Raw genomic sequence first — 21557 nt, 5'->3', positions numbered from 1 at the left:
CAGTTGCCGCCCCGGCCCGGGAACAAGGATCAGCGCTTGTTGCGGATCGGCAGCGGCATGGCCGATTCCGGGATCGTCTCGACCAGTTCGAGCAGATCAACGTCGCTCTTGCCGTCCTTCTTGACCCGGAAATGGTACATCTGCTGCATCGCCTGGTGGTCGTCCTTGCGGAAGATCATGGTGCCCTTCGGGGTGTCGAAGGCCATGCCCTCCATGGCGGCGATCAGCTTGTCGGTATTGGACCCGCCCGCCCGCTTGATCGCGGTCAGCGCCGCCGAGGCGGCAGCCATGCCGCCGGCGGTGAAGAAGTCCGGCGGGGAGTTGAAGCGCTTGGTATGCTCCTTGACCAGCCAGTCATTCATCGGGTTCTTCGGGAAGTCGTAGTAATAATAGATGGCGCCTTCCATGCCCGGATAGGGCTTGTACAGCTTCATCGCCGGCAGGATGTTGCCGCCCGGCGCGATCTCGATGCCGTAGCGTTCCGGCTTGAGGTCGGCAATCTTCGGCAGCGGATGCGGACCCGCCCAGATGATCGCGATGATCTTGCGGCCCTTCTTGTCCTTCAGCGCGTCGAACATGCGCTGCGCCGAGGCGGTGAAGTCGGTGGTCTGGGTCGGGGCGTATTCCTCGAAATCCACCTTCACATTCGGCCGCAGTGTGGCCAGTGCGTCCTTCAGTGCCTTCACGCCGTCGCGGCCGAAGGCGTAATCCTGCGCCAGGGTGGCGATATGCACCTCGCCGTCCTTCGGGAAGGACGCGGCGCCGGCATAGGCATCCTGGGTCGAGTTGCGCGAGGTACGGAACACATACTTGTTCCACTTCTCGCCGGTGATGGCGTCGGCCACGGCCGGCTCGACGATCAGGATCTTCTTGTATTCCTCGGCCACCGGCAGCATCGCCAGCGCCACACCCGACGAGGTGGTGCCGACCGCGAGGTCGACCTCGTCATCGCCATAGGCCTGTTCCAGCAGCGACTTGCCGAGATCGGGCTTCAGCTGGTCGTCCTTGACGATCACCTGGATCTTGCGACCCTGCCAGGTCATCGTGCCCTTGGTCATGTATTCCAGGCCCATCATGAAGCCGGTTTCGGTCTGCTTGGCATAAGCCTCCAGCGGACCGGTCTTGCCGGCAATCAGGGCGATCTTCAGGTCGGCGGCCTGCGCCGTCATGGCGCCGCCGGCGATCAGTGCGACGGCCAGCGCCGCCGTCTTGGTGATGCGCTGCATATGTCCTCTCCCTTGCGTCAATGCGGACGGATGAAGGCCGGGCTGACCCGGCCGGAATCGGCGACGGAGATGCGATTGCAGGCATGCGAGATGCACGTCATCGGCCTCCTCCCTCTCTGGCCCGGGTTGTTCCGGTGCCGCTGCCGGGCCGCCGCCCACGATGGCCGGCCCAGAAACATGACAGTTGATTCATGTTTAGGATATTCGTAGCTTTGACCGCAGGACCAGTCAAGACGCTTTCTTGCCCGTCATCGCTTGACAATGGCAGGCCGGATTGCGAGTTCTAATTATGACAATTGATTCATGTTGCACATGAACCCGAGGAAACGCACCCTGCCGCTGCCGAAAACCGGCCGCGGTGAACTGACCCGCCGCAAGATTCTCGACGCCGCCAAGCGCGAGATCGGCCGCCGCGGCTTTGCCGAGGCGTCGGTCAGCACCATCACGGCCGAGGCCGGGGTCGCTCAGGGCACGTTCTATATCTATTTCCGCAGCAAGGAAGACGTGATGCGCGAGCTGGTCCTGCATATGGGCCGGATGCTGCGCCACCACCTGACCGAGGCAACCGCAGCGGCGGCAGACCGCATCGATGCCGAACGGCTCGGCCTGCGCGCCTTCCTCGATTTCGTGCGCCGCAATCCCGACCTCTACAAGGTGGTCGAGGAATCGCAGTTCGTCGACGAGAAGGTCTACCGGCAGTATTACACCGAATTCGCCAAGTCCTACCGCATCGCCCTTTCGGCAGCGGAAAAACGCGGCGAGATTGCTGCCGGGCGAAACGGCAGCACCACGGAGGTACGCGCCTGGATGCTGATGGGCATCGCCGTCTTCCTCGGCCAGCGCTATGGCCTCTGGGACCCGAAAACCCCGCTCGAGCCCATCGTCGACGCCGCCATGGGCCTGATCGCCGACGGCCTGCTTCCCGCCGCCCCCGCCAGAAACCGATGAGCGGGCCGCTCGCCCTGCTGGAGCTGGATGGTCCGGTGGCGCGGCTGCGCCTGAACCGGCCCGAGCGGCATAACAGCCTCGTGCCCGGCCTGACCGACGCAGTGCTGAGAGAGCTTGATCTCGCGGCCGCCCAGCCTGGCCTGCGCGTGCTGGTGCTGGAAGCGGCCGGCCGCAGCTTTTCCACCGGCGGCGATGTCGGCGGCTTCTTCGAACAGCCGCGCGACCGCCGCACCGCCTATGCGGATATCCTGGTCGGCGGCCTGAACCGGGTCATCCTCGCCCTGCTCGACCTGCCGGTGCCGGTGATCGGTCGCATCCAGGGCCCGGTCACCGGCGGCTCACTTGGCCTGCTGCTGGCCTGCGACCTCGCCGCAGTCACGCCGGCGGTCTTCCTGCAGCCGTACTATACCGAAGTCGGCTTCAGCCCCGATGGCGGCTGGACGGCAATGCTGCCTGACCGCATCGGCACCGCGAAAGCCCGCGAAATCCAGCTGCTGAACCGTCGCGTGGCAGCCGACGAAATGCTGGCGCTTGGCCTTGCCACCGTACTGGTGCCGGCCGATACCCTCGACACTTGCATCGCCGGCTGGTGCGAGGCGATTGCCGCCGGGCAGCCCGGCAGCGTAGCCGCCACCCGGCGCTTGCTGTTGATGCCGGAGCGGCGCGCCGCCATCGCCGCCGGACTGGAAGCTGAGAAGCAAACCTTTCTGGCGCAGATCGCCACCGACGAGGCCGATCGCGGCATGGCGCGGTTTCTTGGCCGCGCCCCATAACCGGAAAAGACCGGAGGATATCCATGCGCATCGTTTTCGACATCGCAGCCCGCCGCGCCGAACTGACGCCCGGCCGGCCGGCCTTCATCGATGTCGCCAGCGGCCATGTCACCAGCTATGCCGCCCTGCATGACCGCGCCGGCCGCTTTGCCGCCTGGCTCGACCGGCAGGGCATCGGCGATGGCGACCGGGTGGCGATCCTGTGCTTCAACCACGTGCCGTTTTTCGAAATCCTGTTCGCCTGCGGCCGCATCGGCGCCATTCTTGTGCCGCTGAACTGGCGCCAGCCGGCCGCGGAACTGCTGCCGGTCCTGCAGAATTGCGGTGCGAAACTGCTGGTCCATGATGCGGAGAATGCCGCCGTGGCGCAGGAACTGGCACAGGCGGCGGGCACATCCCTGCTCTCCTTCGCCGGTTACGAGGAGGCCGTGACAGCCACGGCTTTCCAGGCCTTCGAGACGGCGTGGCCGACCGACCGTGTCTGGTACATGCTGTATACCTCCGGCACCACCGGCCAGCCCAAGGCGGTGATCCAGACGCCGGGCATGGCCTGTGCCAATGCCATCAATATCGGCCAGGCGATCGATCTCGTTTCCACCGACAGCACGATCAACTTCCTGCCGCTGTTCCATACCGCCGGCATCAATCTCTATACCCTGCCCATGCTGATGCATGGCGGCTGCATACGGATTCTGCGCAAATTCGAACCCGATCCGGTGATGGCGATGATTGCCGCCGGTGACTGCACGGCGTTTTTCGGTGTGCCCGCGATCTACCAGGCACTCAGCCTGCATCCCGGCTTTGCCGCCGCCGACCTCTCCCGCGTGCGCAGCTGGGGCTGCGGCGGCGCACCGCTGCCGGCCAGCATGATCGCCCTGTTTGCCCGGCGCGGTGTGCGGGTCTGCAATGGCATGGGCATGACCGAGACCGGCCCGACCGTCTTCCTGATGGATTCGGCCCATGCCGAGGCGAAGATCGGTTCGGTCGGCAAGCCGCAGATTCTGGCCGAGGTGCGCATCGCAGACGAGGACGACCGCCCGCTGCTGGACGGCGAGGCCGGCGAACTGCAGATTCGCGGCCCCGGCGTGACCCCCGGCTACTGGAACAACGACAGCGCCACGCAGGCTGCCTTCACCAGGGATGGCTGGCTGAAAAGCGGCGACGTCGCCCGCCGGGATGAAGACGGCTACTACTATATCGTCGACCGCATCAAGGACATGTACATCTCCGGCGGCGAGAACGTCTACCCGGCGGAAGTCGAGATCGTCATCTACCGCTTCCCCGGCGTGCTGGAATGCGCTGTGCTGGGTGTGCCCGATGAAAAATGGGGCGAGGTCGGCATCGCCCATGTGATGCCGCGTCCGGGCGAAGCTGTCGATGCCGAGGCCCTGCGCGCCTTCTGCCGGCAGAACCTGGCCGCCTACAAGGTGCCGAAGTATATCGAGATCGTCGAAGACTTCCCGCGCACCGCCGCCGGCAAAATCCAGAAACACGTGCTGCGTCGCAGCCACAAAACCGCCTGACCGGAGGGCCGCATGACCAGCCTGAGCATAGACCGCAGCCTGAGCCAGGCCGACTTCGACCTGTTTGCCGGTGTCAGCGGCGACAACAACCCGATCCATGTCGACCCGGATTTCTCGGCCCGTACCCGCTTCGGCCGTACCGTCAGCCACGGCATGCTGCTGTATACGGTGCTCTGGGGCATGATCCAGAAACTTTATCCTGGCGCCGTGCAGGCCGGACAGACCCTGATGTTCCCCAATCCCGCCTATGCCGGCGAGCCTTTGCGCTTCGAGGTGCTGCAGACCGCAGCCGACGGCGGCAGCCGCACCCTGTCGACCCGCGTCACCCGCATCACCGACGGCGCCGTCGCCCTCGACGGCGAAGCCCGCATCCACATCGCCTGAGGCCCAGCCATGCCGCAAGCCAGCCTGCAGACCGGCACCCGCGCCACCGTCACCCGCAGTTTCACCACGGGCGACATCCGCCATTTCCACAGCCTGGCCGGCAGCATCGCAGCCGATGGCGACGACCGGGTGCCGGAACCGCTGATCGGCGCCCTCTTCTCGTATCTGTTGGGGGTCGAACTGCCCGGCTTCGGCACCAATTACCTGAAACAGGAGATGCAGTTCGCGGCGCCGGCCCGGGTCGGCCAGGCACTGACCGCCACGGTCGAGATCACCCGGCTGCGGCCGGACAAGCATCTGGCCGACCTTGCCACCACCTGCACCGATGCGGCCGGCACCGTGATCTGCCACGGCCGCGCCCTGGTGCTGGTGAAGGATGTCGGAGCCTGAGGTTGCCCCGATGCATGTGACCGAGGCCGGCCGCGGCCGGCCCCTGATTTTCCTGCACGGATGGTCCTGCCATGGCGGTTTCTTCGCGCCGCAGGCCGCAGGCTTGCGCGACCGCTTCCACCTGCTGTTTCCCGATCTGCCCGGGCACCGGAATTCGCCGGCCCGCACCGGCGATCTCTCGATCGGCTTCATGGCCGATGCCCTGCACCGGGTGATCGCCGAACGCGGCCTGCAGAATGCCGTGCTGGTCGGCTGGTCGATGGGGGCGCTGGTGGCCTTCGACTATATTGCCCGTCACGGCAGTGCCGCGCTGGGCGGGCTGGTGATTGCCGACATGACCCCGAAGATCACCAACGATACCGGCTGGTCGCTCGGCATCCGCGGTGGCTTCGACATGGCGCAGAGCATGGCAGCCGTGCTGGCGATGCAGGCCGACTGGCCGGCCTATGCCGGTGCCTTCGTGCCGCGCATCTTCGCGCGGTCCGGCTGCCATGACCCGGCCCTGCAGGACTGGGCAGCCGCGCAGATTCTCTATAACGACCCGGGGGCAATGGCGGCGCTCTGGGCCTCGATGGCGGCCTGTGATTACCGCCCGCTGATGCCGCGTCTCGACATGCCGGTCCTGATCCTGCATGGCGGCGAAAGCCAGCTCTACGATCCTGCGGTCAGCCTGTGGCTGGAAGCCGGGATTCCGGCCGCACGCCGACACTGCCTGGCGGCCGCCGGCCATGCACCGCATCTGGAGATGCCGGCGGCCTTCAATGCCGCCCTGTCGGATTTCGTCAGCTGATGACGGGGCCCTGACGCACATCGAGGCGGACGATCGCCTGTTCCAGCACGTCGCGGTCGGTCAGGTAATAGGTCTTGTCGCGCCGGGTCATCTGCCCGCCATGCAGCAGGTTGGCCAGCACGCGGGCCACCGTCTCGCGGGTGGTGGCTGCACGGCGGGCGATCTCGTGCTGCTTGGGCATCGGATAGATCATCCAGCCGCCGGAACTGACCGGGTCGGGACGGGCCAGCTTGAGCAGCTCGCGATAAACGCGCTGGATTGCCCCCAGCGTGGCCAGGTCCATGATGCGTTCGTTGCTGGCGCGGATGATCCCGGCCAGCCGCCGCATCACCTTCAGCGCCACGGCGGGCTCGCGTGCCAGCAGGGCCTCGAAGGCCTTGGGCGGCAGGGCGGCAAGCCGGCAGGTTCCCTGCGCGACAACGCTGGCGGAGCGGCGCTCGCCGTCGATGGCCGACAGTTCGCCGAAATAGCCGCCGGCCGGCACCACTGCATAGGAAATCTCGCGGCCATTACCGGAGTAATTGACCACCTCGACATTGCCGTCGACGACAAAATAGACATCGCGGCTGTCGCTGTTGCGGTCGAGAATCTGCTCACCATTGGCAAAGCGGCGCCACTGGCAGGCGCGCTCCACCTCCGCCCGCGCCGCCGGGCTCAGATCCGACAGCAGCCCGATCCGCTCGAGCGTGTCGGGGCCCTGCAATGCGCCGGCCGCCTTGGCCCGGCCGCCGCCGGCAGCCGCTTTTCCGGATTGCTCCGCCATCTGAATCCCCGCCAGCCTGCCGCCCGCCTAGCGGGCCGCAGCCCGCCCCAGCATGGCAAACAGGTTGAGTAACATCTGCTTCCGGTCGAGATTGACCGATTCCCCGCGGTCGAGCAAGCGACCGACCTGCTCCCAGTCCTCGGCCCAGCGGTCCGGCGTCTGCCAGCCGGCCAGCCGCCGGGCCAGCGCGGTCTCGCCGGGGAAGATTTCGGCCCAGCCCGGACCGCCGATCCGGTCGCCGGCCGCCGCCCGCACCAGCCGGGCCAGCCACCAGCGGAACAGTTCGCCCATCACCTGGAAACCGGCGCCGCTGCGGTCGCGGCCCAGGGCGTCACCGAAGGCATGCAGCTTTGCAATATCCGGCTTCGGCAGCTGGCCGATCATCTCCAGCAGGCCATGCAGCAGCTTCAGCCCCCCCTGCCCGGCCAGCAGCACGGCACGGCCCGGCGCCCCTTCCGCCAGCACGGCAAGGCCGCGCCGCTCGGCGGCATCGAGATCGGGCAGCAGCCGGTCGAGTGCCGGTACCAGCGCGGCATCCTCCAGCGGCTTCAGCGCCAGCCGCCGGCAGCGGGAGCGGATGGTCGGCAGCAGGCCGCCCGGCGCATGGCTGACCAGTAGCAGCACGGCATTCGGCGGCGGTTCTTCGAGAATCTTCAGCAGCGCGTTGGCGGCATTGGTGTTCATGTCGTCGGCGGCATCGACGATGCAGACGCGGTAGCCGCCCTCGGCCGCCGTCTTGCCGAAACGGTCGATCACCGCGCGCACATCCTGCACCACGATATCGCCGCGCCAGCGGTCGCCTTTCTCGTCAAAACTGCGCTCGACGGTGATCAGGTCGGCATGGCCGGCGCTGGCAATGCGGCTGAATACCGGGTGGTCCTCGGGGATGGCCAGCGTGTCGGGCAAAACCGGCGCATCGCCGAACAGGTTCGGGCCCTCGTCGCGGCTGCCGGCCGGCCCATTGGCCAGCAGGAAACGGGCGAACCGGAAAGCCAGGGTGGACTTGCCCACGCCGCGCGGGCCGGTGATCAGCCAGGCATGCGGCAGCCGGCCCGAAGCCCAGGCTTCCAGCAGCGTCGCCTCCGCCTCGTCATGGCCGTGGAGCACCGGCGTGTGACGCGGCCCCCAGCTGGCCGCCTGCTGCGGATCGTATCCGCTCATCGGCCATTGCCCGCGACGGCGGCACCGAAATGGCCGGCCACCGCGTCCCAGATCCGGACCGCCACCGCGTCGGCGTCGCCGGTTGCATCGATCAGGCGGCACCGCTGCGGTTCGGCCGCCGCGATTTCGTGAAAGGCCTGACGCAGGGTCTCGTGAAAGGCGCTGCCCATCCGTTCATAACGATCCTCGGCGGCAGCAGCCGACGCTGTCGCGGCCTGGCGGCCTTTGGCCCGCTGCAGGCCGAGTTCCACCGGCAGGTCGAGGATGACAGTCAGGTCCGGCGCGAAATCGCCCAGCACCAGCCTGTGCAAGGCGCGCACGGCATCGCGTCCGACGCTGCCGGCACAACCCTGATAGGCCATGGTGGAATCCGCAAAACGGTCGGAGATTACCCAGGCCCCGCGGGCCAGGGCCGGTTTCACCGTCTTTTCGACATGCTCGCGACGCGCCGCGTAATGCAGCAGGGTTTCCGTCATCGCATCCCAGCGGCCGGGCTCGCCGGTCACCAGAAGGCGGCGGATTTCCTCGCCACCCGGGGTACCACCCGGCTCCCGTGTGGTAACGACATCAAGGCCAGCGGCAGCCAGCCGTTCCGCCAGCCTGCCGATCTGGGTGGACTTGCCGGCGCCCTCGCCGCCTTCCAGCGTGACGAAGCGGCCCCGCGGTGCGGTCACTGCTTGCCCGCGCCCCACAGCAGATAGCTGATCGCCGCGCCGATGCGCCCGGTGAAGCCCAGCTGCTGCACGTCCGCGCCGGCGGTCAGCGGCAGTTCGGCCAGGATGCGGTCCTCGCTGGTGACCTTCAGGGTCGCCACCGGCGTGCCTTTGGCAATCGGCGCCGGGATCGGGTTGTCGTAGCTCACGACGACTTTGACGCTGCCCTTGTTCATGCGCGGCACGGTCATCATCAGGTCGCGGTCGATCATCAGCGGCAGCCTGGCCAGCGAGCCGAGCCAGACATCGGCCTCGTCCACCTTGGCGCCGGCACTGAACAGGCGGATATTGTCGAACTGGCTGAAGGCCAGCTCCAGCAGCCGTTCGGATTCGCGGGACCGCTCGTTCATGCTTTTCAGGCCGTTGATCACCAGGATCAGCCGGCGGTTGCCACGCTTTGCCGAGGCGGTCAGGCCGTAGCCGGCCTCTTCGGTATGGCCGGTCTTCAGGCCATCGGCACCGATATCCTTGTACAGCAGTGGATTGCGGTTGCCCTGGGTGATCGGCTTCTTGCTGGTGACATCAATGCCGTAGGTGAATTCCTTTTCGGCAAAGAGACTGTAATACTGCGGAAAATCGCCGATCAGGTGGCGGGCGAGCCGCGCCAGGTCGCGCGCGGTGGTCAGATGCTGCGGATCGGGCCAGCCGGACGCATTCCGGAAAGTGCTGTGGGTCAGCCCGATCCGCCTGCCCTCGGCATTCAGCAGTTCGGCGAAAGCTTCCTCGCTGCCGGCGATACCCTCGGCCAGCACGATGCAGGCATCGTTGCCCGACTGCACGATCACGCCGCGCAGCAGGTCAGCAACCTTCACGCGGTCGCCCACATGTACGAACATCTTCGAGCCCTGCATGCGCCAGGCCTTCTCGCTGACCGGGAAGGCGTCGTCCATATGCAGCTTGCCTTCGGCCAGCATCCTGAAGACCACATAGACGGTCATCAGCTTGGACATCGACGAGGGATGCATCAGGTCGTCGGCGTTCTTTTCGTAGATCACCGCGCCGGTATCGTGATCCATCACGATCATCTGGCGGCCGGCGGTTTCCACCTGCCCCAGCTGGGCCCGGGCCGGAGCCGCCACGACGACAAACGACAGCAGCGCGGCAACAGCCGCAACCGCCATCCTACTCCACAACAATACGCGCATCGGTCATTCCACTGTTGAGCACCTGCTGCAGGGCCTGGTCGGCTCCCGCCACCTGGTTATACGGGCCCAGGCGCACCCGGAAAAATTCCTGCCGGTTGACGAAGGTCGAACTGACGCCCACCGGGCCGATCAGCGACAGCCGCGCCGCCAGCTTGTGGGCATTCTCGTGCAGCGAGAAGGCGCCGACCTGAACGAAAATCTGGCCGCCTCGGGCCGGGCCGACATCGACCGTCTGGTGCGCGAGATCGGTTTCCGTTGCGGTTGCGACCGGCGCGCCGCCACCGGCGCGGTTCTGCGCCGCCAGGATCTGCGTCGCCGAAGGCGGCGGTTCGGCCGGCTTCGCCACGCTGGTGGTCTTGCCCTTGGCACCTGGCGGCGGCGGCAGCGCCTCGGCAGAGACCTCGGCGCGCGGTGCTGCGGCCGGATTTTCGTGGCTGGCGCCATTGGCTGCCGCCAGCATCCGGCCGCCATCGCCGTCCAGCGGCGCCGGGCCGATATACTGCACGCGCACCTTGGCGGTGCCCTGCCGCTCATAGCCCAGCAGCTGCGCCGAGCGCCGCGACAGGTCGATGATGCGGCCATTGGCATAGGGCCCGCGATCATTGACGCGGACGACAATCGAGCGGCCGTTCTCGAGATTGGTGACCCGGACCAGCGACGGCATCGGCAGGGTCGGATGCGCCGCCGTCACTTCGTTCATGTCGAAGGTTTCGCCATTCGCGGTGGTCTTGGCGTGGAACTGCTCGCCATACCACGAACCGATGCCGGTCTCATCGTACCCCGGGTCTTCCTTCGGGTAATACCACACGCCATTGATCTGGTAGGGATTACCCACCTTGTAGATGCCGCCCCGTGCGCCGCCCTGGGCCGGAGGGCCGTCGTTACGCAATACCGACTTGGCTGTGTGGTTGACCAGCGCGGTTTCGGCGCAGCCGCCAAGGCCGGTCACGACCAGCAGCAGCACGGCCAGCAGCCGGCCACGACGAGACATGACGGATCGGGCTCCCCCCTGATCCCCCCATGAACAACTAGGGATGGCGTGTCGATGGCTCGGCATGGCTATATTTTGTTCATATTAACCATCTCCCAGCCGATCGGCAAGGAGACTGACCGTCAGGGCATAATGGTGCGCGCAATTGTAGCGGAGAATGGCGCGGTAATTGCCGTAAACCAGGAAAGCTGGCCCGCCGGCCCCGTCGGGCTGCACCAGGGCTCCGGTGATCTGCACCTTGGGCAGTTCGCCGCCATCGGTGCGCCGGACTCCGAGCTTCTCCCATTCGGCCAGCGGCAGGTCGCGGGTCATCTGGTCGATGGCGCGGCAGCCGGATTTCCCTTCGCGGGCAAAATCGCCCAGGCGGGCCTGCAGCCCGGGCGGGATTTTCACCTCCCGCCCCCAGGTCTGGGCCGTGGTCCAGCCATGCTTGGCCAGGTAATTGGCGATCGAGGCGAAGACATCGGCCCGGTTGCCCCAGATGTCGCGCCGGCCGTCGCCGTCGAAATCCTCGGCATAGGCCAGGTAGCTGGACGGCATGAACTGAGGCTGTCCCATCGCGCCGGCCCAGGACCCCTTCATGCTGGGGTAATCGATATAGCCGCGGTCCAGCATGGTGAGGGCGGCAAACAGTTCGTTGCGGAAATAGCTCGAGCGGCGGCGGTCATAGGCCAGCGTGGCCAGCGAATGGAACAACGGCACATCCGCCTTGACCGCGCCGTAGCGGGTTTCAATGCCCCAGATGGCAAGGATGAAGCGTGGCTGCACGCCGTACCGGCCGGCCACCTGCCGCAGCAGGGTCTGGTCTTCATCGCGCAGCTTCTGTCCGCGCGCCACATTGGCCGGCGTGATCACCCGGTCGCGATAGGTGGCGAAATCGAGCTTGAACTCGGCCTGGCTGCGATCGCGCTGGATGATCCGCATCACCGGCTCGACACCGGCCAGCGCCGTGTCGACGACACTGCCCTTGATGCCCTTCTGCAGGGCCTCGCTGCGCACGCCGGCGAGGAATTCGTCAAAGGCCTTGCGGTCGAACGAGACCGTCTCGGCCGCGGGCGCGCTCACGGCTGCCGGGGCGACGGCCGTCTGGGCCGTGCTGCCGGCGGGCTCTGCCGCAGATGATGCCGCCGGCGCCGGGGTCGACCCCGGCGCACTGGCCGGCTGTCCCGATGGGCGGGCGCCGCAGGCAGCCACCACGCCAAGCACCAGAGCAATGCATCCGAACCGCATGCCACCCATATCCGTTCTCCGACTCCGTCGCTGCTGTCTGTCAGCGGTGTTACCCCAGCCCCGCCGCCATGGCCAAGCCTTCGCCTGTGACAATTCCGCCGCCCCAGCCATCAGCCGGCGGGCGCCAGGCTGCGCGGCGGCAGCAGGTCCTGGGTGCGTCCCATCAGCCAGTATCCGGCCAGTCCCGCCCATTCCCGGACAATCCAGTTCAGACCGGCCAGCGTCCCCAGGGGCCGGAACCCGAATCCGGCCGGGTATCCGGTTTGGTAGTCCACCGGATAGGGCAGCACGGTCCAGCCGACTGACAGGAAGCAGTTCACCGCTCGCGGCATGTGGCTGGCCGAGGTGACCAGCAGCCAGGTTTCGCCGGGCTGCGGCTGCATCATGTCCCGGCCGTAAACCGCATTCTCGATCGTGTTGCGCGAGCGATCCTCGAAACGGATGCGGCTGATATCGAATCCCATTGCCAGCAGGGCCTCGCGTGCCACGGTCGCCTCGGTCGGATCGGTCTCCCGCTGACGCAACCCGCCGCCGCCGAACAGCAGCCGTGCCTGCGGATAGCGGCGTGCCAAGGCCACAAAGTGGATCAGCCGGTCGCCGTCACTGGTCTGGAACTGCTGCCGGGCATTGCTGATGGAAGGCTGTTCCGTACCGGCCAGTACGATGATGCCATCGACCTGCGCCGGCAGTTCCGGCACCGGGTAATATTCTTCCAGCGGCCTGATCGCCCAGTCCGCAACCGGCAGAATACCGAGGATGCCGATCACCGCCAGCACGGCCATACCCAGCCGCCGACCCCAGCGGCGGGTGACCGACCACCAGGACAGCAGCAAGGCCGCCACCAGCAGGCCGAACAGGATGCTGCCGGGGTTGAACAGCGACCACAGGATTTTTCCGAGCAGAACCGACATGACCCCTGCTTGCAGGCTGTACGCACAGAACAACGTGCCCGGGGATGACAATGCCGGCACAAATGGTAAATTTCCGTTAACGATTTATCTCCTGCTGCGGCATAGTGTCGGTATATCCATCGCCGAAATTGCCGACCAGGACCCGATGAATTCTGTTGCCATGCCTTCCCTTACCGCCCGCCTCGCCGCACTGATCGCCGCACGACCGGTCACGGCGGAAGACCGCCGGCTTGCCGCCCTGTTCACGCTGGATGCCATGGCCAATGCCCTCGCCGGCCGGAAGACCGCACCGGGCCGCATCCTGCTCGACTGGGCCGCGGCGGAACCCCTGACCACCGGGCGCGAGGCTCTGCTGCTGGGCGGCCTGACCCATATCCTCGAGGTCGATGACCTGCACCGGGCGTCCGTCGTCCATCCGGGCTGTGTGGTGGTTCCCGCCGCCTATGCGGTCGCCCGCCGGCGGGATACCGGCGGCCACGCCTTCCTCGATGCCGTGCTGCGCGGCTTCGAGGCCTGCTGTCGCGTCGGCATGGCCGTCGGTCCGGCCCATTACCGCATCTGGCATAACACCGCCACCTGCGGCCCCTTCGGTTCAGCCTATGCCGTGGGGGACCTGCTCGGCCTGTCGCCCGCCGCCATGACCGATGCGCTGGGCAATGCCGGCACGCAGTCCTCGGGACTCTGGCAGTTCCTCGAAACCGGTGCGATGAGCAAGCATCTGCATGCCGGCCGCGCCGCCGAGGCGGGTTTGCTGGCCGCCGATCTCGCAGCCCGCGGCTTCAGCGGTCCGCCGCAGATTCTCGAAGGCGAGAAAGGCTTCTTCCGCGCCACCTGCACCGATGCCGAACCGGCAAGGCTGCTGGCCGATCCGGAAGCGCCCTGGCAGCTGCGCCTGACCTCGATCAAGCCATGGCCCTGCTGTCGCCACACCCATCCGACCATCGACGCCGGACTGGAGCTTGCCGGACGGATCGGCAACCGCAGCATCGAGCATGTCCGGGTGACGACCTACCAGGCCGCCCTCGACGTCTGCGACCGTGCCGCACCGCTCAGTGAATACGAGGCGAAATTCTCCCTGCAGCATACTGCTGCCGCGGCGCTCGCAGAGGGCCGCGTCGACTTCACCAGTTTCGACGAACCGGCCCGCCAGCGCCTTGCCGGCCTCGCAGCCCGGGTCGAGATCGCGGCCGGGGCTCCCTTCGCCGGCCGCTATCCGCAGGCCTGGGGCGCCGAGATCGCCGTGCGTCTTGGCGACGGCACGGCACTCAGCGCCACCCGCGAGCATGCTTTTGGCGATCCGGAGAACCCGCTGGACGAAACCGCGATGCGCGCCAAGGCACGCATGCTGCTCGAATTCGGCGGCATCGCGACGCCCGACCGCTTCATCGATGCGGTACTCGCCATGGCCGAGGGCGGCGCATTGCCGGCCCTGCCCGAGGCAACAGCATGACGCCGGCGCGCCGCACGGTCATCCTGGCGCTGCTGCTGCACGCCGCGCTGCCGGCTGCCGCCCTGGCGCAGCAGCAACCGCCACCGGCGGCCGCTGCCCGCAAGGATGCCTGCTTCAGGCCAAAGGAGGTCGAGGCGGAGGCCCAGGTACGCACCGGCATCCAGTTGCGGGAAATCCTGCGCCGCTGCGCAGAAATCTATCCCGACGGCCAGAAGGCCCTGCAGGACTGGTATGCCTTCGACAACGAAAATGCCGAGCAGCTGCGCGCGGCGGTCGATCAGCGCCGTCAGGCCCTGAATCGCATCTACCCGACGCGGACGCGGGTGACCCAGTGGGAAACCGATTCCGCCGTCGCCACGATGAAATCCGTTCAGGTCAATGACGGCGTCTGCCAGTCGACCTACGATGTCATCGACCGGCTGAAGAAGGAAAAATGGAAGGCCTTCGTCTATTACTCCGGCCTGCAGCAGAAACTGCTGGCCTATGAAATTCCGATCTGCCGGTAGCTGTGAAGCTGGAGGCCGCATGCACATGCCGCAGGAGCAGACCGCATGAAAAGCGACCCTGGCAAGATCCGCATCCTGCTGGTCGAGGATCATGTGCCGACAGCCGCCATGCTGACCGCCATGCTCAGCGGCCTCGGGTATGAAAAGATCAAGCACGCCACAAGCACCGAGCGTGCAATCGACAAGCTGCGCCAGCGCCCGTTCGACCTGCTGCTCTGCGATTACCGGCTTGGCATCATCAACGGCCTCACGCTGGTCCGCATGATCCGGAAACCCGGCGGCATCGCCAGCCCCAACCTGCCGATCATCATGGTGACCGCCCATGCCGAACCGGAACTGGTGGCCGAGGCCCGGGCAGCCGGCGTCAATGCCGTCCTCGTCAAGCCGGTACAGCCTGAGAAGCTGATGCAATCCATCAACGAGGTCTTCGTGCGGCCGCCGACCTTCGCCAAGGCCGCCAACTACGCGGGACCGGATCGCCGCCGCCGGCAGGAAGACATCCACCCGGGCCGCCGCCAGGAAGACCGGGAGGGCAAACCGATACCCAGAAGCAAGTGGATCGTCCCGCCGAAAACCTGACGAAACCAGCCCACGAGGAAGATGCCATGATCCGCTTTCCTGCCGTTGCGTTTCTCGTCTCCCTTGCCTTCTGCCTCGCACTGCCGCCATCTGCAGCCATGGCAGCCTGCCTCGGCGCCGTTTCCGGCGGCCCGCGTCCGCCGGGCCTGCAGCAGGCCGCCTTCCGCCCCGCCGCCATACCGCCGGCCGCCGCGCGGCCTGTCGCCGCTCCGGCCGGCAACGTGCGGATCACCTTCATCGGCCACGCCACCTTCCTGCTCGAAACCCCGCGCGGCGTGACGGCGGCAACCGACTACAATGATTACCTGCGGCCGCCGCTGACTCCCGATGTCGCCACCATGAATCACGCCCACGGCACGCATTACACTGATGCCCCGGACCCCGGCATCCGCCATGTTCTGCGCGGCTGGACCTTCCAGGGAAAGCCGGCGCGGCACAATCTGCAGGTTGGCGACCTGCGCGTGCGCAACGTGCCGACCAACATTCGCGGCTATGGCAGTGAAACCGAATATGACGGCAACTCGATCTTCGTCTTCGATGCCGCCGACCTCTGCATCGCCCATCTCGGCCACCTGCATCACAAACTGACGCCGGGACACCTGGCGGATCTCGGGCGGATCGACGTGCTGTTCGTCCCGGTCGATGGCGGCTTCACCCTGAATATCGTGGAGATGCGCGAGGTGATCGGGCAGATCTCGGCGCCGCTGGTGATCCCGATGCATTATTTCAGCGAGTCGACGCTGGAGCGCTTCCTGTCCCGCCTGCGTGACAGCCACGACATCCGCCTGAACGACACCAGCAGTATCCTGGTCTCCCGCGGCACCCTGCCGAAAAAGCCGGCCGTCATAGTGCTGCCCGGACCGCATTGAAGGGCGCTTTGTGACGGCAGTCACAGGCAGGGGTGATCCGCTGACAGAGGCCCTGCGTATCAGGACCGTCAGCCAGTCAATCCTGCCGGCAATGGTGTGTGCAATGTTCCAAGCCCCCGCCCATCTCCAGCTTCCACAGAGCCTGCGTACCGCCCGGCTGTCTGTCGGTCAGAATACCGACCTGCCGATCGCGGCAATTGACCGCTATCCACTGCTCGCCGCGGTGCTTTCGCACTGGGACCGGGCACGACAGCAGACCGGCAGGCTTCCGGCACGCCTCGACCCGTTGCTGCTGCCACGGGAAATCCTCCCCTATGTCATGCTGCTTGATCTTGAAATGGCAGACTGCCGGCCATTGCTGCGTATTCGGCTTGCCGGGACCGAGGTCTGCGCCAAGCATGGCCGCGAGATGAAGGGGCTGACCACAGACGACTTCTTCCATGACGCCGATGCCGCAGCCGTCGTGCAGGCGGCCATGAACGTGGCGGCCAGCGGCCAGCCTTCGCTGGCCAGCCGGAGTTACGTTTCGATCGATGACCGGATGTGGTCCTATGTCCGCCTGATCCTGCCGCTCAGCCGCAACGGCCGCGACGTTGACAGTTTCTTCAAAGTTGCCGACCCGGCCAGCATGCGCGGCCTGACCGCACCAACCGTACTGCCCGCTGCGGGTTGACGGGGCCCGGCCGGCCGCCGTATCACCGCAGGCGCGCGGGATGGGTGGCCGAGTGGTTTAAGGCAGCGGTCTTGAAAGCAGGAGCAAGACCAATAAAAACAATGCGGCGTCCAACTTTTGTAGGGCATATTTAGCCTCAAGCTCGATGCCGAGTTGGACGTCAATCCAGGCTGAGATTATGCGACAATCATCAGCAGAACACTTCCTGCCTTCGGAAATCTTAGAGAGAGCCTCGGTTCGAGGCGGTGAGTATGCGTGGGGAGTTGATGACATCCCCTCGGTTATTCAGGCCGCCCGCGATGCCAACCTGCTTAATATCGGAGGGCAGCTTCAATTTCGCCTACCTGATGGAGAGACATGCGAATGCTATTGGGTAGAGGTCGATACATCTAAATCGGTACCTCAAAAGCTGCCGTGGCAGGAACGGGTTCGATTGAGTTACGAAACTGCGTTGGCCGACTATCAGCGTCTGCGCTCTTCGACCAACTTCCTGAACGAAGGCAAACATGCATTCCCGTTACTCTACGAAGAGCTAGACGCTGAAGGTCGCCATCCCTCCGAGTTCATATGCTTTGTTTGGTACGTTCAAAAAGAGCCAAACAAACTGTCGGAGATATGGACGAATATTCAAAATTCGTGGCCGATTAAGTTCCTATTCGCGGCAAAGGATTGACCCGCGGAATCGTGCACAATAAAGAAAAGTTGGACGTATTTAGCCTAAAGCGTCCAACTTGACGGATCAGCCTCCCGGCAATATCTGTTATACATCAATGGCTTGGATGGGTGGCCGAGTGGTTTAAGGCAGCGGTCTTGAAAACCGCCGTACCGGCAACGGTACCGTGAGTTCGAATCTCACCCCATCCGCCAGCCCCCCCTGTAGGCGGCCAGCGGCGCCCCGGCCCTCAGTCCGCTGCCTCTGCCGTCTGGCCGGTACCGACACAGTTGCGGCCCGCCTGCTTGGCGCGATAGAGCGCGGCATCGGCATCGCCGACCAGATCGTCGACGCCCTGCCCCGGCAGCAGGCGCGCCACGCCGAGGCTGACGGTCACCGGGATGGCGCGGCCATTGTAATCGAAAGCGGCCTGTTCGACCGTCTGGCGGATGGTTTCGGCGATCCGGGCGGCGTTGTGCAGGTCGCAGTTGCGCAGCATCACCAGAAACTCCTCGCCACCCCAGCGGCAGATCGTGTCGGACGACCGCAGGCTGGCCCGCATCGCGTTGGCAACCCCGCACAGGATGCGATCACCCGCCAGGTGGCCGTGGCTGTCGTTGATATCCTTGAAACGGTCGATATCGAGCATCACCGCGGACAGCGGCTGGCGCAGTCTGCCGGCATCCCGCACCGCCTGATCGGACAGGATGTCATAGGCATGCCGCGTCGCAGCCCCGGTCAGCTTGTCGGTTGTGGCCATTGCCTCCAGCCGCCGCTGGAACCGGGTGACCGTCAGCCACAGCGCCAGCAGGACGATGCCGGTGATCACCGCACAGATCAGCAGGTTGACATACAGCGCATTGCGGATGCCTGCCATCACGCCGGTCTCGTCCTTCTCGACCAGCAGATACCAGTTCAGCTCCGGGATGAACCGGACATTCAGAAGGTACTCGCGCCCCGCATGCTGGACTTCAACGGTACGGCTGCCGGTCTGGGTCCATTGCTGCAACTGCCGCGCCGGCAGGCCGCGGTCATCGATCCGCTCCTCGGATATCCCGCGGTCGCCTTTCAGCACGATGCGCCCCACGGCATCGGCAAAGTAGATCGTGCGGCCGAAGCGGTTCTGGTATTCGTCGATCAGATGGCGGACTGCGTTGACGGTCAGACCGATCCCGGTCACACCAATGAAATTGCCGTTGGAATCCCTGACCCGGTAATTGATGAAAATCGTCATCACGTCCTGGTTGGCCAGATCCGGATCGACGTTGATCTCATAGGGCTGCATCAGCTTGCGGACGCGGAAATACCATTCGTCCCGCCATTCATCCTCGCGCACGGTCTTCAGGATGCCATCGGCATGGTAATAGATGCGCGTCTTTTCCGAGACGAAGAAACTGGTGACGGCCTTATAGCGCTCACGGATGTCATGCAGGTACTCGATCATCCGGTCAGGATCGTTCTCGCCCGCCAGTACCCAGTTGCGCACGAAAGTGTCGGTCGACATCACCGAGGAGATCAGCACCGGGCGGATCAGGTCCTTCTGGATTTCCGAGTAGATGTTGTCCGAAGTCAGCGGCAGTTCGTTGACCACGATGGCATTGCGCAGCGACTGTCGCGAGACATAGTAGCTGGCAAGCGATGTCGCCAGAAAACCGAACACCAGCAATGCGCTGACAACGGCGATCAGAATCCGCCTGTCATAGACCACACGCAGCATTGCCCCTCGCAACCACGACATAAGATGCTGCCGGCATGATACTCGCCGGCCGAGCATGTCGTACAGAGGCGCCGCCGGATTTTCCGCTCCCGGAGCATCGCTGCCGGGCTGTTGCGCTGGGTCAAGGCGGCAGCCGCAAAGTGCGGGCAGACTCCTGCCGTATTTTCCGCCAGAACCGGAGCCCGCCATGACATACAGGACCATTCGCCTCGAGATTGCCCGCAACCCCGATTTCCCCCGGGGCAGCAGCGAGCACGGATACGAACTGCATGCGCCCCTGACCGCCGACGGGCATCTCGATGCGGAAGCCTGGCGCTCCGCCAGGCTGACTGCAACGGTGCGGCGTTTCTGGCACGGCCAGCCCGACCGTACGGGCGAACTGATCCACACCCGGCAGGGCTGGGCCTTTTCCTACGAACCCGGCGAAGCGGATGACGAAAGGCTGTTCCGGCTGGACCGGCACCTGTTCCGGCCGGGCGAATATGTCACTGTCACCGAGCCATCCGGCGACAGCCACACTTTCCGTGTGACCAGCATCCGCTAGGCCGGCATCCGCTTTAACCGGTGTTTGCCTCTGCGCCGGAGGCACAAAAAAATCGGGAGCCCCGGAGGGCCGCCCGATTTGTCCGGTCATACCGCCGCGGCGAGGCCTGCGGGGATGACGGTAGATGATGCGCCGGCGGGTCACTGCATCCCGCTTTGCGGACGGCGATCATCTTGGTCATTACAACCAGTACTCTAAATAAGGTGTTAAGCGGCCGATTCAACCGGCTGACGCCAAACAATCGCAAAAGTCACGAAAATGCCTTATTCCGCTGCCGGTTAGCCCTATTCGGCTGCCCGCGACAGCCCCGGCAGTCCGGCGGCACGCAGCCCGCCGGCCATCACCGGCAGGCCCGCCGCCAGTGCGCCGCCGCTGAACACGGCCCGGTGATTTTTCCGGTCCGCCGCCATGGCGATCGTCTCGGCCGGGTTGCCTTCGACCAGCAGCAGATCGGCCTGCGCCCCCGCCTTCACCACGCCCATCTGCGGCAGATCGAGCAGCTCGGCGGCCAGGCTGGTGCCGGACCGCAGCGCGTCCAGCGGCGTCATGCCGCCATCGACCATGTATTGCAGTTCCAGCGCATTCTCGCCATGCAGGTTGAACGGCGTGCCGGCATCGGTGCCCAGCGCGATCTTGCCGCCGGCCTCGTAAAACCGCTTGAAACTGGCCTTGTGGATCTCGAACACACGCTCGGCCTTCTCCACCGCCCAGGCCGGGATGCCCTTGTCACGGTTGGCCACGATGTTGCGTACCGCCGCCAGGGTCGGCACCAGGAAGGTGCCGCGCTCCAGCATGGCGCGCATGCAGTCGTCATCCATGAAAATGCCATGCTCGATCGAACTGACGCCGCCGAGCACCGCATTCATGATGCCCTCGGCACCCTGGGCATGGCTGGCGCTGCGCTTGCGGAAGCGCCGGGCTTCGGACAGCCCGGCCGCCATTTCCTCGCGGGTGTAATGGGCATCCTCGGGATCGACGCCCGGCGTCATCACTCCGCCGGTCGCCATGATCTTGATCACGTCGGCGCCGGCATGGATCTGCTCGCGCACCGCACGCACCACATCCTCGACCCCGTCTGCAACCCGGCCGGTACGATTGCCATGGCCGCCGGTCATGCAGATGATGCGGCCGGAGGCGCGGATCACCGGGCCTGGAAAACTGCCCTGCCGGATCGCGTCGCGCACACTGATGTCGATGTAGTTCTTGCCGCCGCAATCGCGCACGGCAACGATGCCGGCCTTCAGGGTTTCCTGGGCGCGCTGCAGCGATTTCAGGGCCACCTGCGCATCGCTCAGCTTGTCCATCGCAGTGCCCGGATCGCCCTCGCCGCCCATGGTCAGGTGAACATGGCAGTCCATCAGGCCCGGCATCAGGGTGCCGCCGGTGGTATCCACCGTCTCGCCGGCAAAACCGGCGAATTCACCGGCCGGCGCCACCGACGCGACCCGGCCATCCTCGACGAGCACGCCATGCCCGGTGACCGGCGCCGACACACCGTCAAAAACCAAACCACCGATGAAAAGCTTGCGCATGACCATATCCTGACTGCAGCTGGAAGGGGGAGCCGCAGCTTCCCCTTTCACTTTCAGACGGTCAATAGGCTATCCGCATGCGGACCA

23 protein-coding genes and 1 tRNA gene are annotated in these 21557 nt (G+C 65.7%); 14 read left to right on the top strand and 10 right to left on the bottom strand.

Features of this window, described 5'->3' with window-relative positions:
* Nucleotides 1-29: 29 nt before the first annotated feature.
* On the bottom strand, nt 30-1226 hold the full coding sequence (locus ACEQZY_RS06000) for a substrate-binding domain-containing protein (protein ID WP_370152979.1): 1197 nt from the start codon (nt 1224-1226) through the stop codon (nt 30-32).
* Between the two features lie 312 nt (nt 1227-1538).
* Here ACEQZY_RS06000 and ACEQZY_RS05995 point away from each other — a divergent pair, with 312 nt between their 5' ends.
* The 6 genes from ACEQZY_RS05995 to ACEQZY_RS05970 are packed head-to-tail and all read left to right on the top strand — an operon-like array spanning nt 1539 to nt 6034.
* Nucleotides 1539-2174: a TetR/AcrR family transcriptional regulator gene (locus ACEQZY_RS05995; protein WP_341704074.1), complete on the top strand. Its 636-nt coding sequence runs from the start codon at nt 1539-1541 to the stop codon at nt 2172-2174.
* Entirely contained in the window at nt 2171-2947 is a 777-nt protein-coding gene (locus ACEQZY_RS05990) for an enoyl-CoA hydratase/isomerase family protein (RefSeq protein WP_341704073.1), read from the top strand. Before ACEQZY_RS05995 ends, ACEQZY_RS05990 begins: the two co-directional genes overlap by 4 nt.
* A 23-nt stretch (nt 2948-2970) precedes the next feature.
* Complete coding sequence (locus tag ACEQZY_RS05985) at nt 2971-4470, top strand: long-chain fatty acid--CoA ligase (RefSeq protein ID WP_370152977.1); 1500 nt, start codon at nt 2971-2973, stop codon at nt 4468-4470.
* Nucleotides 4471-4482: 12 nt separating this feature from the next.
* On the top strand, nt 4483-4854 hold the full coding sequence (locus tag ACEQZY_RS05980) for a MaoC/PaaZ C-terminal domain-containing protein (protein ID WP_370152975.1): 372 nt from the start codon (nt 4483-4485) through the stop codon (nt 4852-4854).
* Between the two features lie 9 nt (nt 4855-4863).
* Nucleotides 4864-5244, top strand: coding sequence for a hypothetical protein (locus ACEQZY_RS05975; RefSeq protein ID WP_341704070.1), 381 nt, complete (start codon nt 4864-4866; stop codon nt 5242-5244).
* 10 nt (nt 5245-5254) lie between these two features.
* Nucleotides 5255-6034, top strand: a complete 780-nt coding sequence (locus ACEQZY_RS05970) for an alpha/beta fold hydrolase (protein WP_370152973.1) — start codon at nt 5255-5257, stop codon at nt 6032-6034.
* Here ACEQZY_RS05970 and ACEQZY_RS05965 read toward each other — a convergent pair.
* From ACEQZY_RS05965 to ACEQZY_RS05935, 7 genes are all read right to left on the bottom strand, one after another.
* Nucleotides 6027-6797, bottom strand: coding sequence for a Crp/Fnr family transcriptional regulator (locus ACEQZY_RS05965; RefSeq protein WP_341704068.1), 771 nt, complete (start codon nt 6795-6797; stop codon nt 6027-6029). The genes ACEQZY_RS05970 and ACEQZY_RS05965 overlap by 8 nt on opposite strands.
* Before the next feature lie 27 nt (nt 6798-6824).
* The gene (locus ACEQZY_RS05960) at nt 6825-7958 is read right to left on the bottom strand and encodes a DNA polymerase III subunit delta' (RefSeq protein ID WP_341704067.1); all 1134 of its coding nucleotides are present in this window, start codon (nt 7956-7958) and stop codon (nt 6825-6827) included.
* Nucleotides 7955-8632, bottom strand: a complete 678-nt coding sequence (gene tmk / locus ACEQZY_RS05955) for a dTMP kinase (protein ID WP_341704066.1) — start codon at nt 8630-8632, stop codon at nt 7955-7957. Before tmk ends, ACEQZY_RS05960 begins: the two co-directional genes overlap by 4 nt.
* On the bottom strand, nt 8629-9792 hold the full coding sequence (locus tag ACEQZY_RS05950; RefSeq protein ID WP_341704065.1) for a D-alanyl-D-alanine carboxypeptidase family protein: 1164 nt from the start codon (nt 9790-9792) through the stop codon (nt 8629-8631). The genes tmk and ACEQZY_RS05950 overlap by 4 nt, the downstream gene beginning before the upstream one ends.
* Nucleotide 9793: 1 nt before the next feature.
* Nucleotides 9794-10807: a septal ring lytic transglycosylase RlpA family protein gene (locus ACEQZY_RS05945; RefSeq protein WP_370152970.1), complete on the bottom strand. Its 1014-nt coding sequence runs from the start codon at nt 10805-10807 to the stop codon at nt 9794-9796.
* An 84-nt stretch (nt 10808-10891) separates the two neighbouring features.
* Nucleotides 10892-11872: a lytic murein transglycosylase gene (locus ACEQZY_RS05940; RefSeq protein WP_341705831.1), complete on the bottom strand. Its 981-nt coding sequence runs from the start codon at nt 11870-11872 to the stop codon at nt 10892-10894.
* Between the two features lie 275 nt (nt 11873-12147).
* The gene (locus ACEQZY_RS05935) at nt 12148-12948 is read right to left on the bottom strand and encodes a YdcF family protein (RefSeq protein WP_341705550.1); all 801 of its coding nucleotides are present in this window, start codon (nt 12946-12948) and stop codon (nt 12148-12150) included.
* Between the two features lie 160 nt (nt 12949-13108).
* On the opposite strand from ACEQZY_RS05935, the gene ACEQZY_RS05930 reads away from it, so the two are divergent.
* The 7 genes from ACEQZY_RS05930 (at nt 13109) to ACEQZY_RS05900 (ending at nt 17892) form a co-directional block, all read left to right on the top strand.
* Nucleotides 13109-14398 carry an MmgE/PrpD family protein gene (locus ACEQZY_RS05930; RefSeq protein ID WP_370152968.1) on the top strand — a complete coding sequence of 430 codons (1290 nt, stop codon included), beginning with the start codon at nt 13109-13111 and terminating at the stop codon, nt 14396-14398.
* Nucleotides 14395-14904, top strand: coding sequence for a hypothetical protein (locus ACEQZY_RS05925; protein ID WP_370152966.1), 510 nt, complete (start codon nt 14395-14397; stop codon nt 14902-14904). The genes ACEQZY_RS05930 and ACEQZY_RS05925 overlap by 4 nt, the downstream gene beginning before the upstream one ends.
* Nucleotides 14905-14949: 45 nt before the next feature.
* Nucleotides 14950-15483: a response regulator gene (locus ACEQZY_RS05920; RefSeq protein ID WP_341705547.1), complete on the top strand. Its 534-nt coding sequence runs from the start codon at nt 14950-14952 to the stop codon at nt 15481-15483.
* A gap of 26 nt (nt 15484-15509) precedes the next feature.
* Nucleotides 15510-16352 carry an MBL fold metallo-hydrolase gene (locus ACEQZY_RS05915; protein ID WP_370152964.1) on the top strand — a complete coding sequence of 281 codons (843 nt, stop codon included), beginning with the start codon at nt 15510-15512 and terminating at the stop codon, nt 16350-16352.
* Nucleotides 16353-16455: 103 nt separating this feature from the next.
* Nucleotides 16456-17025 carry a PAS domain-containing protein gene (locus ACEQZY_RS05910; protein ID WP_370152962.1) on the top strand — a complete coding sequence of 190 codons (570 nt, stop codon included), beginning with the start codon at nt 16456-16458 and terminating at the stop codon, nt 17023-17025.
* A 178-nt stretch (nt 17026-17203) separates the two neighbouring features.
* Complete coding sequence (locus tag ACEQZY_RS05905; protein WP_370152961.1) at nt 17204-17698, top strand: hypothetical protein; 495 nt, start codon at nt 17204-17206, stop codon at nt 17696-17698.
* A gap of 104 nt (nt 17699-17802) precedes the next feature.
* A tRNA-Ser gene (locus ACEQZY_RS05900) sits at nt 17803-17892 on the top strand.
* 35 nt (nt 17893-17927) lie between these two features.
* Here ACEQZY_RS05900 and ACEQZY_RS05895 read toward each other — a convergent pair.
* Complete coding sequence (locus ACEQZY_RS05895) at nt 17928-19394, bottom strand: diguanylate cyclase (protein WP_370152959.1); 1467 nt, start codon at nt 19392-19394, stop codon at nt 17928-17930.
* Nucleotides 19395-19581: 187 nt separating this feature from the next.
* Here ACEQZY_RS05895 and ACEQZY_RS05890 point away from each other — a divergent pair, with 187 nt between their 5' ends.
* The gene (locus ACEQZY_RS05890) at nt 19582-19938 is read left to right on the top strand and encodes a hypothetical protein (RefSeq protein ID WP_370152957.1); all 357 of its coding nucleotides are present in this window, start codon (nt 19582-19584) and stop codon (nt 19936-19938) included.
* Nucleotides 19939-20222: 284 nt separating this feature from the next.
* On the opposite strand, the gene ACEQZY_RS05885 is transcribed toward ACEQZY_RS05890, so the two are convergent.
* Nucleotides 20223-21470 (bottom strand): amidohydrolase family protein, encoded by a 1248-nt coding sequence (locus ACEQZY_RS05885; RefSeq protein WP_370152955.1) that lies wholly within the window; start codon nt 21468-21470, stop codon nt 20223-20225.
* Nucleotides 21471-21557 lie beyond the last annotated feature (87 nt).

This window comes from Ferrovibrio sp. (assembly GCF_964218355.1).
Lineage (GTDB): Bacteria > Pseudomonadota > Alphaproteobacteria > Ferrovibrionales > Ferrovibrionaceae > Ferrovibrio.
The sequence above is the reverse complement of the archived record's forward strand: the minus strand, read 5'-3'. Positions and strand labels throughout refer to the sequence as shown.